We start from the raw sequence: 15210 nt of genomic DNA, 5'->3' as shown, positions 1-15210 counted from the left end.
AGGAGGCGATTTCTATGATGTTTGGAAGATTTACAGAAAGAGCACAGAAAGTATTAGCTTTATCTCAAGAGGAAGCAATTCGTATTGGGCATAATAATATTGGAACAGAACACATTTTACTTGGGCTTGTACGCGAAGGGGAAGGAATTGCAGCAAAAGCGTTAATTGCTCTTGGATTAAGTCCAGAGAAGGTTCAAAAAGAGGTAGAAGCGTTAATTGGACGCGGAACAGAAGCTTCTCAAACTGTACATTATACACCGCGTGCTAAAAAGGTTATTGAGTTGTCTATGGATGAAGCTCGTAAATTAGGTCATTCTTACGTTGGAACAGAACATATCTTACTTGGTTTAATCCGTGAAGGTGAAGGTGTAGCAGCACGTGTTTTAAATAACTTAGGTGTTAGCCTAAATAAGGCAAGACAACAAGTATTGCAACTTCTTGGAAGTAATGAAGCAAGTTCAGGTCACCAAGGTGGTTCTTCAACGAATGCCAATACACCGACACTGGATAGCTTAGCACGTGATTTAACAGTTGTTGCACGTGAAAATCGTCTAGATCCTGTTATCGGTCGTGGTAAAGAAATTCAACGTGTAATTGAAGTTTTAAGCCGTAGAACAAAAAACAATCCTGTATTAATTGGAGAACCTGGTGTAGGTAAAACGGCAATTGCAGAAGGATTAGCACAACAAATTGTAAATAATGAAGTTCCTGAAACATTAAGAGATAAGCGTGTTATGACACTAGATATGGGTACAGTTGTAGCTGGAACGAAATATCGTGGTGAATTTGAAGATCGTTTAAAGAAAGTTATGGATGAAATCCGTCAAGCTGGAAACATTATTCTATTTATTGATGAACTTCATACATTAATTGGTGCAGGTGGAGCAGAAGGTGCAATTGATGCATCAAACATTTTAAAACCATCTTTAGCACGCGGAGAGTTACAATGTATCGGGGCGACAACCTTAGATGAATATCGTAAATATATTGAAAAAGACGCGGCTTTAGAAAGACGTTTCCAACCAATTCACGTTGATGAGCCAAGTTTAGACGAATCAACTCAAATCTTGAAAGGTTTACGTGATCGTTACGAAGCGCATCACCGTGTATCTATTACAGATGATGCAATTGATGCAGCTGTAAAGCTTTCAGACCGCTATATTACAGATCGTTTCTTACCAGATAAAGCAATTGATTTAATTGATGAAGCTGCTTCAAAGGTTCGCTTACGCTCTTATACAACACCACCAAATCTAAAAGAGCTTGAAGTAAAGCTTGAGGAAATTAGAAAAGAAAAAGATGCAGCTGTGCAAAGTCAAGAATTTGAAAAAGCTGCTTCCTTACGTGATATGGAACAACGTTTACGTGAGAAGTTAGAAGATACGAAGCGTCAATGGAAAGAGCAACAAGGAAAAGAAAACTCAGAAGTGACAGTAGAAGATATTGCAAATGTCGTTTCTACGTGGACTCGTATACCTGTTTCTAAACTTGCACAAACAGAGACTGATAAATTATTAAACTTAGAATCCATTCTTCACAACCGTGTTATTGGTCAAGATGAAGCGGTAGTAGCTGTAGCAAAAGCTGTTCGTCGTGCTAGAGCAGGATTGAAAGATCCGAAACGTCCGATTGGTTCATTTATTTTCTTGGGACCAACAGGTGTAGGTAAAACGGAACTAGCAAGAGCATTAGCAGAATCTATGTTCGGTGATGAGGATGCAATGATTCGCATCGATATGTCTGAGTACATGGAGAAGCATTCGACTTCTCGTTTAGTTGGATCTCCTCCAGGATATGTTGGATATGAAGAAGGTGGACAATTAACAGAAAAGGTTCGCCGTAAGCCATATTCAGTTGTTCTATTAGATGAAGTAGAGAAAGCTCATCCTGATGTGTTTAACATTTTACTACAAGTATTAGAAGATGGTCGCTTAACGGATTCTAAAGGGCGTACAGTTGATTTCCGTAATACAATTGTTATTATGACATCTAACGTTGGTGCAGATGCGTTAAAACGTAATAAACATCTTGGATTTAACGTACAAGATGAGAGCCGCGATTATTCAGATATGAAAGGTAAAGTAATGGATGAACTGAAAAAGGCATTTCGTCCAGAATTCTTAAACCGTATTGATGAAATTATCGTGTTCCATATGCTTGAGAAAAAACATATTCAAGAGATTGTAACACTTATGGTGAATCAGTTAGTGAAGCGCTTAAAAGAGCAAGAGATTGAATTGCATTTAACAGAAGGAGCGATTTCAGCCATTGCTGATAAAGGATTTGACCGAGAATACGGTGCTCGTCCGCTTCGTAGAGCAATTCAGAAACATGTAGAAGATAGACTATCGGAAGAACTTTTAAAAGGTGCTATTGAGAAAGGACAAAAAGTTATCTTTGATGTTGAAGGGGAATCATTTGTCATTCATAGTGCTGAAAAGGTAAAATAAGTATAGACAAACTAAGAGGGCTACGAGATAGCCCTCTTTCTTGTACGAGAAGGATAAATTGTTTATAGATGAAAGTGAAGTGAAATATAAAACGATATGGCTAAAAAGAAAACAAAATTCACATGTCAAGAGTGTGGTTATCAGTCACCAAAATATATGGGGAAATGCCCTGGTTGTGGTCAATGGAATACGCTTGTTGAAGAGATGGAACCGGTTGTATCATCAAGACGCCTTAATTATGCCAATGCAATTCAATCGGAAGTAACAAAACCAAGACGTCTAACAGAAGTAGAAACAAAATCTGAGGCACGTATTGAAACGAAATTCCAAGAGTTTAACCGTGTACTTGGCGGTGGGATTGTAGATGGATCCTTAGTACTTATTGGTGGAGACCCTGGGATTGGGAAATCAACATTGTTATTACAAATTTCATCGCAATTAGCAGATTCTTCATATGATGTACTATACATATCAGGTGAGGAGTCAGCAAAGCAGATTAAACTTCGTGCAGATCGTTTGCATGTAAAGGGTAGTAATCTATTTGTTGTAGCAGAAACGGATCTACAGCGAATTGCAGCGCACATTGAAGAGATGAATCCAGCTTTTGTTGTTATTGACTCTATTCAAACGATACATTTACCTGAAGTGACGTCAGCCCCAGGAAGTGTAGCGCAAGTACGTGAATGTACAGCGGAATTAATGAAACTTGCAAAAACGAAAGGAATTCCTATTTTTATCGTCGGACATGTAACAAAAGAGGGGGCAATTGCAGGACCTCGTATGTTAGAACATATGGTCGATGCAGTTCTTTACTTTGAAGGAGATCGTCATCATACATATCGTATCTTGCGAGCTGTGAAGAATCGTTTTGGTTCCACGAATGAAATGGGTATTTTTGAAATGAAAGAGCTTGGTCTTGCGGAAGTCTTAAACCCTTCTGAAATTTTTCTTGAGGAAAGACCCGTTGGAGTCGCAGGATCAACAGTAGTTGCCTCAATGGAAGGAACAAGACCGGTTTTAGTAGAAATACAAGCATTAATCTCCCCTACTAGTTTTGGAAACCCTCGAAGAATGGCGACGGGAATTGATCATAACCGTGTATCGCTTATTATGGCAGTGCTAGAAAAAAGAACAGGTTTATTATTGCAAAACCAAGACGCATATTTAAAAGTAGCAGGTGGTTTGAAATTAGATGAACCAGCAATTGATTTAGCTGTGGCTTTAAGTATTGCTTCAAGTTTTAGAGATAAACCCACGACACCAACTGATGCAGTAATAGGAGAAGTGGGATTAACTGGAGAAATAAGAAGAGTATCAAGAATTGAACAACGTGTACAAGAAGCAGCTAAATTAGGATTTCAACGTGCCATTATTCCTAGAAAAAATTTGGGGGGATGGACAATTCCGGATGGGATTGAGGTAGTAGGTGTATCTAATTTAGGGGAAGCGCTTCGTTTGACATTAGGAGGCTAGGCTATGGAAGAAAACAAGCAACGTGTCAAAAGTATGATTAATATTTTACAGCTCGTGGCCCCAGGAACACCACTGCGCGAAGGGATAGATAATGTGCTTCGCGCACAAACAGGGGGACTAATTGTTCTTGGATATAATGAACAAATTAAAAGTATTGTTGATGGGGGATTTCACATTAATTGTGCATTCTCTCCTGCTAGTTTATACGAATTAGCAAAAATGGATGGGGCACTTATTTTAAATGAAACTGGAAGTAAAATTTTAATTGCAAATGCACAGTTAGTTCCAGAGGCATCTATTGATTCTATTGAAACAGGTATGCGCCACCGGACGGCAGAGCGTGTAGCAAAGCAGACAGGTAGTCTCGTTGTGGCTATTTCACAAAGACGTAACGTAATTACACTATATCAAGGGAATTTACGTTATACACTAAAGGATATAGGTGTTATTTTAACAAAGGCAAACCAAGCTATTCAAACGTTAGAAAAATATAAGGCTGTATGGAATGATGGTATTACGAATTTGGGCATTCTAGAATTTGAAGAAGTCGTTACAATGTCCGAGGTGGTTCATGTGTTACATAGTGTTGAAATGGTACTGCGGATTAAAAATGAAATATTGAGCTATATTCATGAGCTAGGAACAGAAGGTAGGTTAATTCGTTTACAACTTACAGAACTACTAGCTGATTTAGAGGCAGAGGCAGCGTTATTAATTAAAGATTATTATCAAGAAAAAACACAAGACCATCATCAAATTTTGAAAAAGTTACAAGATCTTGCGAATACACAACTTCTAGAGGATAGCGATTTAGTTAAATTGCTTGGCTACCCAGGACAAATGAGTTTAGAAGAAAGTGTGACGCCGAGAGGATACCGAATCACAAGCAAAATTTCGCGCGTTCCGCCACTTATCATTGAAAATTTAATTAATCGATTTAAGACCTTGCAAGGTGTTTGTCGAGCAACTATTAATGAATTGGATGATGTGGAAGGAATTGGAGAAGTCAGGGCGAAGAAAATACGAGAAGGCCTAAAAAGAATCCAAGAGCATCTCTATATGAGTAGACACAATTAAGAATATTACATTGATTCTATAATATAACGACACTAGAACATTTTTGGTATATGATATGGTATATTGGTAAATAAAACTATTTATAAAAAAACACGTCCGCTTTTGCATTCGGCGTTTTGATTAGCGAAACAATGGTTAATAATGAGTAGGAGGTGGTTGGATGTTAAAACGAATTGTACAGCTCTTCTTTCTAGTAATTGGCGGAGCGTTAGGGATTTACTTAATCCCAAAAGTTATTAATGTATTAGACATGGGTGCTGTTCCTTTATTGGAAGGATCGTATGTTCGTGCAATTATTGGTGCAATTATTTTATTTTTAACAACATTTTGGCTTGTAGATTATATTGTTCAACTTATTAAGCATATTGAAGAGGCTCTTGTAAAGGCGCCTGTAGCGGATGTTTTATTTGGTACATTAGGATTAATCTCTGGTCTTATTGTTGCATATTTAATTTTAATACCAATTCGTGAATTTACAATTCCAGTTATTAGTACAGTGTTGCAAGTGTTCTTTACTCTTTTACTTGGATATTTAGGATTCCAAGTAGGGTTTAAAAAGAGGAATGAATTGCTAGGATTATTTACATTACCACAACGTGGGAAGAAGAAAAATAATAATAGTGAGAATGAAGAAACTGAGGTAGAAGAATCTACAACTCATTGGAAAATTCTCGATACGAGTGTAATTATCGATGGGCGTATTGCTGATATTTGCCAAACAAAGTTTTTAGAAGGAACAATTGTGATTCCACAATTCGTGTTAGAAGAACTTCAGCACATTGCCGATTCTTCTGATGCTTTAAAGCGTAATCGTGGTCGCAGAGGATTAGATATTTTAAATCGTATTCAAAAAGAGATGCCGATTCCGGTAGAAATTTATGAAGGCGATTTCGATGATATTCAAGAAGTGGATAGCAAACTTGTAAAGTTGGCGAAAATCACTGGTGGAACGGTAGTAACGAATGATTTCAACTTAAACAAAGTTTCTGAATTACAAGGGGTAACGGTGTTAAATATTAACGATTTAGCTAATGCAATTAAACCTGTTGTACTCCCAGGTGAAGAACTGAGTGTTTATGTTGTCAAAGATGGAAAAGAACAAAATCAAGGTGTTGCATATTTAGATGATGGTACGATGATTGTAGTAGAAGATGGTAGAGAATATGTAGGTTCACAACTCAATGTGCTTGTTACTAGTGTGTTACAAACATCGGCTGGGCGCATGATTTTCGCCAAACGTAAATTATTAGAAAAAGCATTATAAGTAGAGGATTATTAATATGTATACATTAATTATTCCAGCAGCTGGTCAAGGTAAGCGGATGGGTGCTGGTAAAAACAAGTTGTTCTTACTTATTAATGAAGTACCGATTATTGTGCATACGTTACGTGCTTTTGAAAAAGATAAAGCATGCAAAAGTATTATTATGGCAATTAACGAAGAAGAACGTCCGTATTTTGAAGAATTAATGCAGAAGTATCCAATTGAAAAGCCAGTACAATTTATTCAGGGCGGAGCCGAAAGACAAGATAGTGTATATAACGCTATTCAGCATACTAGTGATGTTGAGTATGTTCTTGTACATGACGGCGCGCGTCCATTTGTAACGAATAAAGTGATTCAAGATGTATTAACTGCAGCGGAAAAATATGGAGCGTCCATTTGTGCGGTACCAGTGAAAGATACAGTTAAGAAAGTAGAGCTGGGTATCGTTGTCGAAACGGTAGAAAGATCTCAGCTTAAAGCTGTACAAACACCACAAGGGTTCGCTGTTTCTCTTTTGTTAGAAGCTCATAGAAGTGCAAAACAGGGTTGTTTCCTTGGTACAGATGATGCAAGCCTCGTAGAACGTATCGGGAAGCAAGTAGGTGTAGTAGAGGGGAGTTACTATAATATTAAAGTGACGACTCCAGAGGATTTAGTAATTGCTGAAAGTTTCCTTCATGTTCAAAAGAAATGACAGTGATGATTATAGCGAAAAAAAGCTCGGCAACAGCCGGGCTTTTCTTTATAAGGATAGCAATATAATATAGAATCATAAAGCTCTGTAGTTTAGCTTGAGGAGGATGTAAAAAATGTTTCGAATTGGACAAGGTTTTGATGTGCATGAGTTTGCGGAAGGTAGACCGTTAATTATTGGTGGAATTACAATTCCTCATGAGAAAGGATTAATTGGTCATTCAGATGCAGACGTATTGTTACATACGATTGCGGATGCATGTTTAGGTGCGATTGCAGCTGGAGATATTGGAAAGCATTTCCCTGATACAGATCCTGCCTTTAAAGATGCTGATTCAGCTGTATTGCTGCAAAAGGTTTGGGAATTTGTAAGTGAACAAGGTTACGAGTTAGGGAATCTAGATTGTACAATTATTGCTCAAAAGCCAAAGATGGCACCACATATTGAAAGTATGCGTAAACGTATTAGTGAACTATTAGAAACGTCTATTGACAATATCAATGTAAAGGCAACAACAACAGAAAAATTAGGATTTACAGGTAGAGAAGAAGGAATTGCTTCTCAAGCAGTTGTTTTATTACAGAAAAAATAATGGTTTTTAATTCGTAAGATGGATAATCACATTTTTTTGGTGTACAATTATAGAATGTGTTGACATTAAGAATGGAAGGTGTACCAATTATGGAAAAGCAAGTGAGAGTGCGCTATGCGCCAAGTCCAACAGGACACTTACATATCGGAAATGCGCGTACGGCATTATTTAATTATTTATTTGCTCGTCATCAAGATGGTAAGTTTATTATTCGTATTGAAGATACTGATGTGAAACGTAATGTTGCTGGTGGAGAAGAAAGCCAATTAAAATACTTGAAATGGCTCGGTATGGACTGGGATGAAGGTGTTGATGTTGGTGGTGAATTTGGACCATATCGTCAAACAGAGCGTTTAGATATTTATAAAAAATTATATGAAGATTTACTAGAGCGTGGTTTAGCTTACAAATGTTATATGACAGAAGAAGAGCTAGAAGCAGAACGTGAAGGACAAATCTCTCGTGGTGAAACACCTCGTTATGCAGGTAACCACCGTGATTTAACTGAAGTACAAGTGAAAGAATTTGAAGCTGAGGGACGTATTCCAAGTATTCGTTTCCGTGTACCAGTTGATCGCGACTACACGTTTAAAGATATCGTAAAAGATGAGGTTGCATTCCATTCAAATGATTTCGGTGATTTCGTTATCGTGAAAAAAGATGGAATACCAACTTATAACTTTGCGGTAGCAGTAGATGATCACTTAATGGAGATTACACATGTACTTCGTGGTGATGATCATATTTCAAATACGCCAAAACAAATGATGATTTACGAAGCTTTCGGTTGGGATATTCCGCAATTTGGTCATATGACTTTAATTGTAAACGAAAGCCGTAAAAAATTAAGTAAGCGTGATGAATCTATTATTCAATTTATTGAGCAATATAAAGAGCTTGGATATCTTCCAGAAGCAATCTTTAACTTTATTGCACTACTAGGTTGGTCGCCAGTAGGAGAAGAAGAAATCTTCTCTCAAGAAGAGTTTATCAAAATGTTCGATGCAGCTCGTTTATCAAAATCACCTGCATTATTTGATTCTCAAAAATTAAAATGGATGAACAACCAATATATGAAAAAGCAAGATTTAGATACGGTGGTAGAATTAAGCTTACCGCATCTAGTGAAAGCTGGACGTATAGGTGAAACTTTAAGTGAACAAGAGCAAGCTTGGATTCGTGATGTAATTGCGTTATATCATGAACAAATGAGTTTTGGAGCTGAAATTGTAGAGCTTTCTGAAATGTTCTTCAAAGATCATGTTGATCATGAAGAAGAAGGACAAGAAGTATTAAAAGGTGAACAAGTACCAGAAGTACTTCGTGCATTTGCGGGTCAAGTAGAAGCGCTAGAAGCGATGGAACCAGCAGCAATTAAGGCGGCTATTAAAGCGGTGCAAAAGGAAACAGGTCATAAAGGTAAAAACTTATTTATGCCAATCCGTGTTGCAACTACTGGTCAAACACATGGTCCAGAGCTTCCTAATGCTATTGCACTTCTTGGAAAAGAAAAAGTTTTAAATCGTCTTCAAAAAGTAATTGGTTAACATTTTCTAGGTTTAGAAATATAATAAGTATACTTAAAACCTAATAAGGAAAAGCGACGAGAAGGAGAAGTAGAAAATCAGGCTTTTTACAGAGAGAACCACCTTTAGGCTGGAAGTGGTTTATAAGCGGATTTTTGAAATGCCCCTTCGAGTCTTCTGCTGAACAGCGAATTGTTTTGCGAAACGTTTTAGGGCGTAAAGTAAGCAGAAGCGGTGTACACCGTTATCAGAGATGAGTTTGAGGCTTTTTTTAGCCTAAACAGAGTGGAACCGCGCTTAAAAGGCGTCTCTGTCAATATGACAGAGGCGTCTTTTTTTATACCGTAAAAGTGGATATGAGTATAAGTTTTATCCCTGTGTATAAAGATTTAGGGGGATAAGTAGGGAGTAAAGGGAGTTAGTTCACTCGAAAAAGCAGCCCATAAAGGGGAGGGAACATCGATGTTTAAGAGGCTTCGGGAAGATATTGAAGTCGTTTTTGAACAGGATCCAGCGGCAAGAAGTTATTTCGAAGTCATTTTGACTTACTCTGGATTACATGCAGTTTGGGCCCATCGAATTGCACATGCTTTTTATAAAAAGAATTTCTTCTTTATTGCACGTTGGATCTCGCAAGTTAGTCGTTTCTTTACTGGTATTGAGATTCATCCAGGAGCAACAATTGGTCGTCGTTTTTTCATAGACCATGGAATGGGGGTTGTAATTGGAGAAACGTGCGAAATTGGTGATAATGTAACGATCTATCAAGGTGTTACATTAGGTGGTACGGGTAAAGAAAAGGGGAAGAGGCACCCTACAATTCAGGATAATGTATTAATTGCAACAGGTGCTAAAGTACTAGGTTCTATTACAGTCGGAGAGAATTCTAAAATTGGAGCAGGGTCTGTCGTATTAAAAGAAGTGCCCGCACATTCTACAGTTGTAGGTATACCTGGCCGAGTCGTTGTTCAAAATGGAGTAAAGATCGGTCAAGAATTAAATCATTCTGACCTTCCAGACCCAATTTTTGATAAGTTAAAGATTATGGAAGTAGAACTTGATAAATTGAAAAAACAACTTGAAGTAAAGGGAGAAAGGAAGGATAAAAATGACTATTCACATTTATAATACGTTAACGCGTCAAAAAGAAGAGTTTACTCCATTAGAAGAAAATAAGGTAAAGATGTATGTGTGTGGACCTACAGTTTATAACTATATTCACATTGGGAATGCAAGACCACCTATGGTATTTGATACGGTACGCCGTTATTTAGAATATAAAGGGTATGATGTGCAGTATGTATCTAACTTTACTGACGTAGATGATAAATTAATTAAAGCAGCAAATGAATTAGGTGAAGATGTGCCGACAATTGCTGACCGTTTCGTTGAAGCGTATTTTGAAGATGTAACGGCACTAGGTTGCAAACATGCAACAGTTCATCCCCGTGTAACGGAAAATATGGATATCATTATTGAATTTATTCAAGAACTTGTGAATAAAGGATATGCATATGAATCAGAAGGTGATGTGTACTTTAGAACGAAGGAATTTGAAGGATACGGTAAATTATCGCATCAACCAATCGCCGACTTACGTCACGGTGCACGCATTGAAGTAGGAGAAAAGAAACAAGACCCTCTTGATTTTGCTTTATGGAAAGCTGCGAAAGAAGGAGAAATCTTCTGGGAAAGCCCTTGGGGTAAAGGTCGTCCAGGCTGGCATATTGAATGCTCGGCAATGGCGCGTAAATACTTAGGAGATACAATCGATATTCATGCTGGTGGTCAAGACTTGGCATTTCCTCATCATGAGAATGAAATTGCGCAGTCTGAGGCATTAACAGGAAAAACATTTGCACGTTATTGGATGCACAATGGATATATTAATATTAATAATGAGAAGATGTCTAAGTCACTGGGGAACTTCATTTTAGTTCACGATATCATTAAGCAATATGATCCACAGCTAATTAGATTCTTTATGCTATCGGTACATTACCGTCACCCAATTAATTTCAGTGAAGATTTACTACAAAGTACAAATAACGGACTGGAAAGAATTAAAACGGCTTACGGTAATTTAAAACACCGTATGGAAAGTAGTACTGATTTAACAGATCATAATGAGAAATGGTTAGCGGAACTGGAAAAATTCCAGACTGCATTTGAAGAAGCAATGAATGATGACTTCAACACTGCTAATGCAATCACTGAGTTATATAATTTAGCAAATCATGCAAATCAATATTTACTGGAAGAACATACGTCTACAGTTGTAATTGAAGCATACGTAAAACAACTTGAAACATTATTTGATATTTTAGGGTTAGAATTAGCGCAAGAAGAGTTGCTTGATGAAGAAATTGAGGTACTTATTCAAAAGCGCATTGAAGCTCGTAAAAATCGTGATTTTGCATTATCGGATCAAATTCGCGATGATTTAAAAGACCGTAATATTATTTTAGAAGATACCGCTCAAGGTACAAGATGGAAAAGAGGATAAGAATGATTGATGCAAAGCAATTAAACAGCTTAGCGTTAGCATATATGGGTGATGCGGTATATGAACAATATATCCGCTATCACCTACTTCAAAAAGGGAAAGTTCGTCCTAATCAATTGCATCGATTAGGGACAAGCTTTGTTTCGGCAAAAGCACAGGCGAAAGTTGTTTATCATTTATTAGAGACGGCATTTTTAACAGAGGAAGAAGAGGCGGTACTAAGAAGAGGGCGTAATGCAAATTCAGGTACTGTTCCGAAGAATACTGATGTACAAACATATCGATATAGTACAGCCTTTGAAGCGCTAATTGGCTATCATCACTTATTAAATAATCGTGAAAGATTAGACGAAATTGTATATAAGGCAATTGATGTTTTAGAAGAAAAGGAAGGGGGCACATCATCATGAGTAGTGAATATATTATCGGACGTAACCCTGTAATTGAAGCGTTACGATCAGGAAGAGATATTAATAAAATTTGGATCGCGGAAGGTGCTGCCAAAGGACAAATACAAATTGTACTAGCACTAGCGAAAGAAAATAAGATTATTTTACAACATGCACCAAAGAAGAAGTTAGATCAATTAGTTGAGGGGAACCATCAAGGTGTAATTGCTCAAGTGGCTGCATATCAATACGCTGAGCTAGAAGATCTATTTAAAGTAGCAGAGAAGCGTAACGAAGATCCGTTCTTCTTAATTTTAGATGAAATTGAAGACCCGCATAACCTAGGTTCTATTATGCGTACTGCGGATGCAACGGGAGCTCATGGAATTATTATTCCGAAAAGAAGAGCTGTGGGACTTACTGCATCAGTTGCGAAAGCATCGACTGGAGCGATTGAATATATTCCTGTTGCACGTGTAACGAATTTATCTCGTACAATCGATGAATTAAAAGAACGTGGACTTTGGATTGCTGGTACAGATGCAAAAGGGAAAACGGATTACCGCAATTTAGATGGTAAAATGCCAATTGGATTAGTAATTGGAAGTGAAGGAAAAGGTATGAGTCGTATTATTGGTGAAAAATGTGATTTCCTAATTACTTTACCGATGGTCGGTAAAGTTACATCCTTAAATGCTTCAGTAGCCGCAAGTTTGTTAATGTATGAGGTATATCGTAAGCGTCACGAAATTGGTAAATAAAAAATGAACGATATTTTAATCGTTGACGGTTACAACATTATCGGAGCTTGGGGAGACTTGAAGAAACTACGGGATGTAGATTTGCAATCATCAAGGGATGCACTGATTGATAAGATGGCGGATTACCAAGGTTACACAGGTACAAAGGTAATGATAGTTTTTGATGCTTATACGGTCCAAGGTATTGAAAAAAAGATGAAACAATCGCGTGTGGAAGTCATATTCACGAGAAAGAATCAAACTGCAGATGAAAAGATAGAGCAACTAGCGATTGAGCTTAGAAATATAAATACGCAAATATATGTTGCGACTTCTGATTATACGGAACAATGGGTTATATTTGCGCAAGGTGCTCTTCGGAAATCTGCACGTGAATTAGAGTTGGAAGTACAAGCGATGGAGCAACAAGTAAGAAGGCGTACACAAGACACAAAAGAAAAGCAACCCGCCATGCGAAAGATATTTAGTAAAGATATTACAGAAAAATTAGAAAAATTAAGAAGAGGAGAGCGTTGAAGCATTGACGCTCTTTATCTTTTTACTGTATAATATTGCTAAATAAATAGCGGTCGGAGGGATCAAGGTGGAAGCAGGCTTCGTAAGTGTAGGCGACGTTACATTTCGTGATTTAGAGGATGAGGCAATCGTTGAGTTAGTTCGAAAAGGTAATACTGACGCTCTAGAATATTTGATTCACAAATATAAGAACTTTGTTCGCGCGAAATCAAGATCTTATTTCTTAGTGGGTGCCGATCGAGAAGATATTGTTCAAGAAGGTATGATTGGATTGTTTAAAGCGATTCGTGATTATAAAGAGGACAAGCTGTCTTCATTCAAAGCATTTGCTGAACTGTGTATCACTCGGCAAATTATTACCGCTATTAAAACAGCAACAAGGCAAAAACATATTCCGTTAAATTCGTATGTGTCTCTAGATAAACCGATTTATGATGAGGAATCCGATCGGACATTATTAGATGTTATTTCGGAAGCGAAGGTAACGGATCCTGAAGAAATGATTATAAGCCAGGAAGAATATACAGACATAGAATCTAAAATATCTGAATTATTAAGCGATTTAGAAAGAAAAGTGCTTTCTTTATATCTAGATGGTCGTTCTTATCAAGAGATTTCGGAACAGTTAAATCGACATGTGAAATCTATTGATAACGCTTTACAGAGGGTGAAGCGGAAATTGGAACGATATATGGAAATGAGAGAGAGTACCACTTTAAATTCATAACAAATGCTACAGGTGTAAAAAATCACCTGTTTTCTTTTTGTAGAGAGTACAAAAGGCATGTCATTGACATTGTCTTTTGTTGTATGATACATTTTTAGGGACATAATGTTACAAGGTTGGTGTAACTAATGAGGAAAAAAGTTGTACTCTCATGTGAAGAGTGTAAAAATCGAAACTACTCTACGATGAAAGATACGAGCTCAGTAGAGCGACTTGAAATAAAGAAGTTTTGTAAAACATGCAATCAGCATACAGTTCACAAGGAAACAAAATAAATAATTGAAATAATACACTGGAGGTCCCGTAGATGCGTTTAACGAACTTTTTCGGCGATGTAGGTCGCGAAATGAAAAAAGTAAGTTGGCCTAAAAAAGATGAATTACTCCGTTCAACAGCGACTGTTATCGCTACAGTTGTCTTCTTTGCGATTTTCTTCGCAGTGGTTGATATGGGCATTTCTTCTTTAATTCGGTTAATTCTTGGTTAATTCTTGAATAAGAAGCACTTATCCATGATATAATGTTATTTATAAGAACTGTGTAAAAGCCCGGTGAACGGGTTTTTTCATTTGCGCAAAAAAATGTACGTCAGGGAGGGAAGGACGCTCGTCCTAAATGAATGGAAAAAAGTTGGTATGTTGTCCATACTTATTCTGGATATGAAAATAAAGTGAAAGCAAACCTAGAGAAGCGTGTAGAATCAATGGGTATGCAAGATAAAATTTTCCGTGTTGTTGTCCCGGAAGAAGTAGAAGTAGAAATGAAAAACGGCAAAGAAAAATTAATGAAAAGAAAAGTGTTCCCAGGTTATGTATTAGTAGAATTAATCATGACTGATGACTCTTGGTATGTTGTACGTAACACGCCAGGTGTAACTGGGTTCGTTGGTTCTTCTGGTTCTGGATCTAAACCATCACCTCTATTAGAAGAGGAAGTTGTTACCATTATGAAGCATATGGGAATGGATAACGAAGTGGTTGATTTCGACTTTGAACTTCATGAGACAGTGCGTGTAAATGAGGGGCCATTCGCAGATTATACAGGTGCTATTGAAGAAATTGATGTGGAGAAGAAAAAGGTTAGCGTGCTTGTGGACATGTTTGGTCGCGAGACTCCAGTTGAGCTTGACTTCCATCAAATTGAAAAATTATAAAATGAAACTTGAAATGAATTGTAAAAAGTGATAATATCTTTTAAGTCAGTACGTCTTCGTTACCGGAGACGTTTTTTGAA

At 37.3% G+C, this 15210-nt stretch carries 16 protein-coding genes and 1 other annotated feature; all 16 genes read left to right on the top strand.

What is annotated here, in order from left to right; translation table 11 throughout:
* The first annotated feature begins 14 nt into the window (after positions 1–14).
* A complete protein-coding gene (gene clpC / locus MKX31_RS23185) occupies positions 15–2450 on the top strand; it encodes an ATP-dependent protease ATP-binding subunit ClpC (protein ID WP_000971181.1) in 2436 nt (811 codons plus the stop codon).
* Positions 2451–2546: 96 nt separating this feature from the next.
* Positions 2547–3923, top strand: a complete 1377-nt coding sequence (gene radA, locus MKX31_RS23180) for a DNA repair protein RadA (protein WP_001085204.1) — start codon at positions 2547–2549, stop codon at positions 3921–3923.
* Positions 3924–3926: 3 nt separating this feature from the next.
* Entirely contained in the window at positions 3927–5000 is a 1074-nt protein-coding gene (gene disA, locus MKX31_RS23175) for a DNA integrity scanning diadenylate cyclase DisA (protein ID WP_000392165.1), read from the top strand.
* Between the two features lie 160 nt (positions 5001–5160).
* Positions 5161–6264, top strand: coding sequence for a PIN/TRAM domain-containing protein (locus MKX31_RS23170; RefSeq protein ID WP_000919687.1), 1104 nt, complete (start codon positions 5161–5163; stop codon positions 6262–6264).
* A 16-nt stretch (positions 6265–6280) separates the two neighbouring features.
* Positions 6281–6961: a 2-C-methyl-D-erythritol 4-phosphate cytidylyltransferase gene (ispD, locus tag MKX31_RS23165; RefSeq protein ID WP_064475094.1), complete on the top strand. Its 681-nt coding sequence runs from the start codon at positions 6281–6283 to the stop codon at positions 6959–6961.
* A gap of 115 nt (positions 6962–7076) precedes the next feature.
* The gene (ispF, locus tag MKX31_RS23160) at positions 7077–7553 is read left to right on the top strand and encodes a 2-C-methyl-D-erythritol 2,4-cyclodiphosphate synthase (protein WP_098516956.1); all 477 of its coding nucleotides are present in this window, start codon (positions 7077–7079) and stop codon (positions 7551–7553) included.
* 89 nt (positions 7554–7642) lie between these two features.
* Complete coding sequence (gltX, locus tag MKX31_RS23155; RefSeq protein WP_064475095.1) at positions 7643–9100, top strand: glutamate--tRNA ligase; 1458 nt, start codon at positions 7643–7645, stop codon at positions 9098–9100.
* 47 nt (positions 9101–9147) lie between these two features.
* Positions 9148–9394: a binding site (T-box leader), on the top strand.
* 147 nt (positions 9395–9541) lie between these two features.
* Positions 9542–10207 (top strand): serine O-acetyltransferase, encoded by a 666-nt coding sequence (gene cysE, locus MKX31_RS23150; protein WP_064475096.1) that lies wholly within the window; start codon positions 9542–9544, stop codon positions 10205–10207.
* Positions 10188–11585, top strand: a complete 1398-nt coding sequence (cysS, locus tag MKX31_RS23145; protein ID WP_064475097.1) for a cysteine--tRNA ligase — start codon at positions 10188–10190, stop codon at positions 11583–11585. Before cysE ends, cysS begins: the two co-directional genes overlap by 20 nt.
* Before the next feature lie 2 nt (positions 11586–11587).
* Positions 11588–11995 carry a Mini-ribonuclease 3 gene (locus MKX31_RS23140; RefSeq protein WP_087979119.1) on the top strand — a complete coding sequence of 136 codons (408 nt, stop codon included), beginning with the start codon at positions 11588–11590 and terminating at the stop codon, positions 11993–11995.
* Positions 11992–12735 (top strand): 23S rRNA (guanosine(2251)-2'-O)-methyltransferase RlmB, encoded by a 744-nt coding sequence (gene rlmB / locus MKX31_RS23135; RefSeq protein WP_000093757.1) that lies wholly within the window; start codon positions 11992–11994, stop codon positions 12733–12735. The genes MKX31_RS23140 and rlmB overlap by 4 nt, the downstream gene beginning before the upstream one ends.
* A 3-nt stretch (positions 12736–12738) precedes the next feature.
* The gene (locus MKX31_RS23130) at positions 12739–13251 is read left to right on the top strand and encodes an NYN domain-containing protein (protein ID WP_000997888.1); all 513 of its coding nucleotides are present in this window, start codon (positions 12739–12741) and stop codon (positions 13249–13251) included.
* 67 nt (positions 13252–13318) lie between these two features.
* Entirely contained in the window at positions 13319–13978 is a 660-nt protein-coding gene (locus tag MKX31_RS23125; RefSeq protein WP_000387198.1) for an RNA polymerase sporulation sigma factor SigH, read from the top strand.
* Positions 13979–14106: 128 nt separating this feature from the next.
* A complete protein-coding gene (gene rpmG / locus MKX31_RS23120) occupies positions 14107–14253 on the top strand; it encodes a 50S ribosomal protein L33 (RefSeq protein WP_002070160.1) in 147 nt (48 codons plus the stop codon).
* Between the two features lie 32 nt (positions 14254–14285).
* The gene (gene secE, locus MKX31_RS23115) at positions 14286–14465 is read left to right on the top strand and encodes a preprotein translocase subunit SecE (protein WP_001241321.1); all 180 of its coding nucleotides are present in this window, start codon (positions 14286–14288) and stop codon (positions 14463–14465) included.
* A 131-nt stretch (positions 14466–14596) separates the two neighbouring features.
* On the top strand, positions 14597–15130 hold the full coding sequence (nusG, locus tag MKX31_RS23110) for a transcription termination/antitermination protein NusG (protein ID WP_000415794.1): 534 nt from the start codon (positions 14597–14599) through the stop codon (positions 15128–15130).
* Positions 15131–15210 lie beyond the last annotated feature (80 nt).

Origin of the sequence: Bacillus sp. FSL M8-0063, assembly GCF_038005545.1 — a bacterium.
Classification (GTDB): domain Bacteria; phylum Bacillota; class Bacilli; order Bacillales; family Bacillaceae_G; genus Bacillus_A; species Bacillus_A wiedmannii.
Note: the sequence above shows the minus strand (reverse complement) of the source record. Positions and strands in the feature narration are given on the sequence as shown.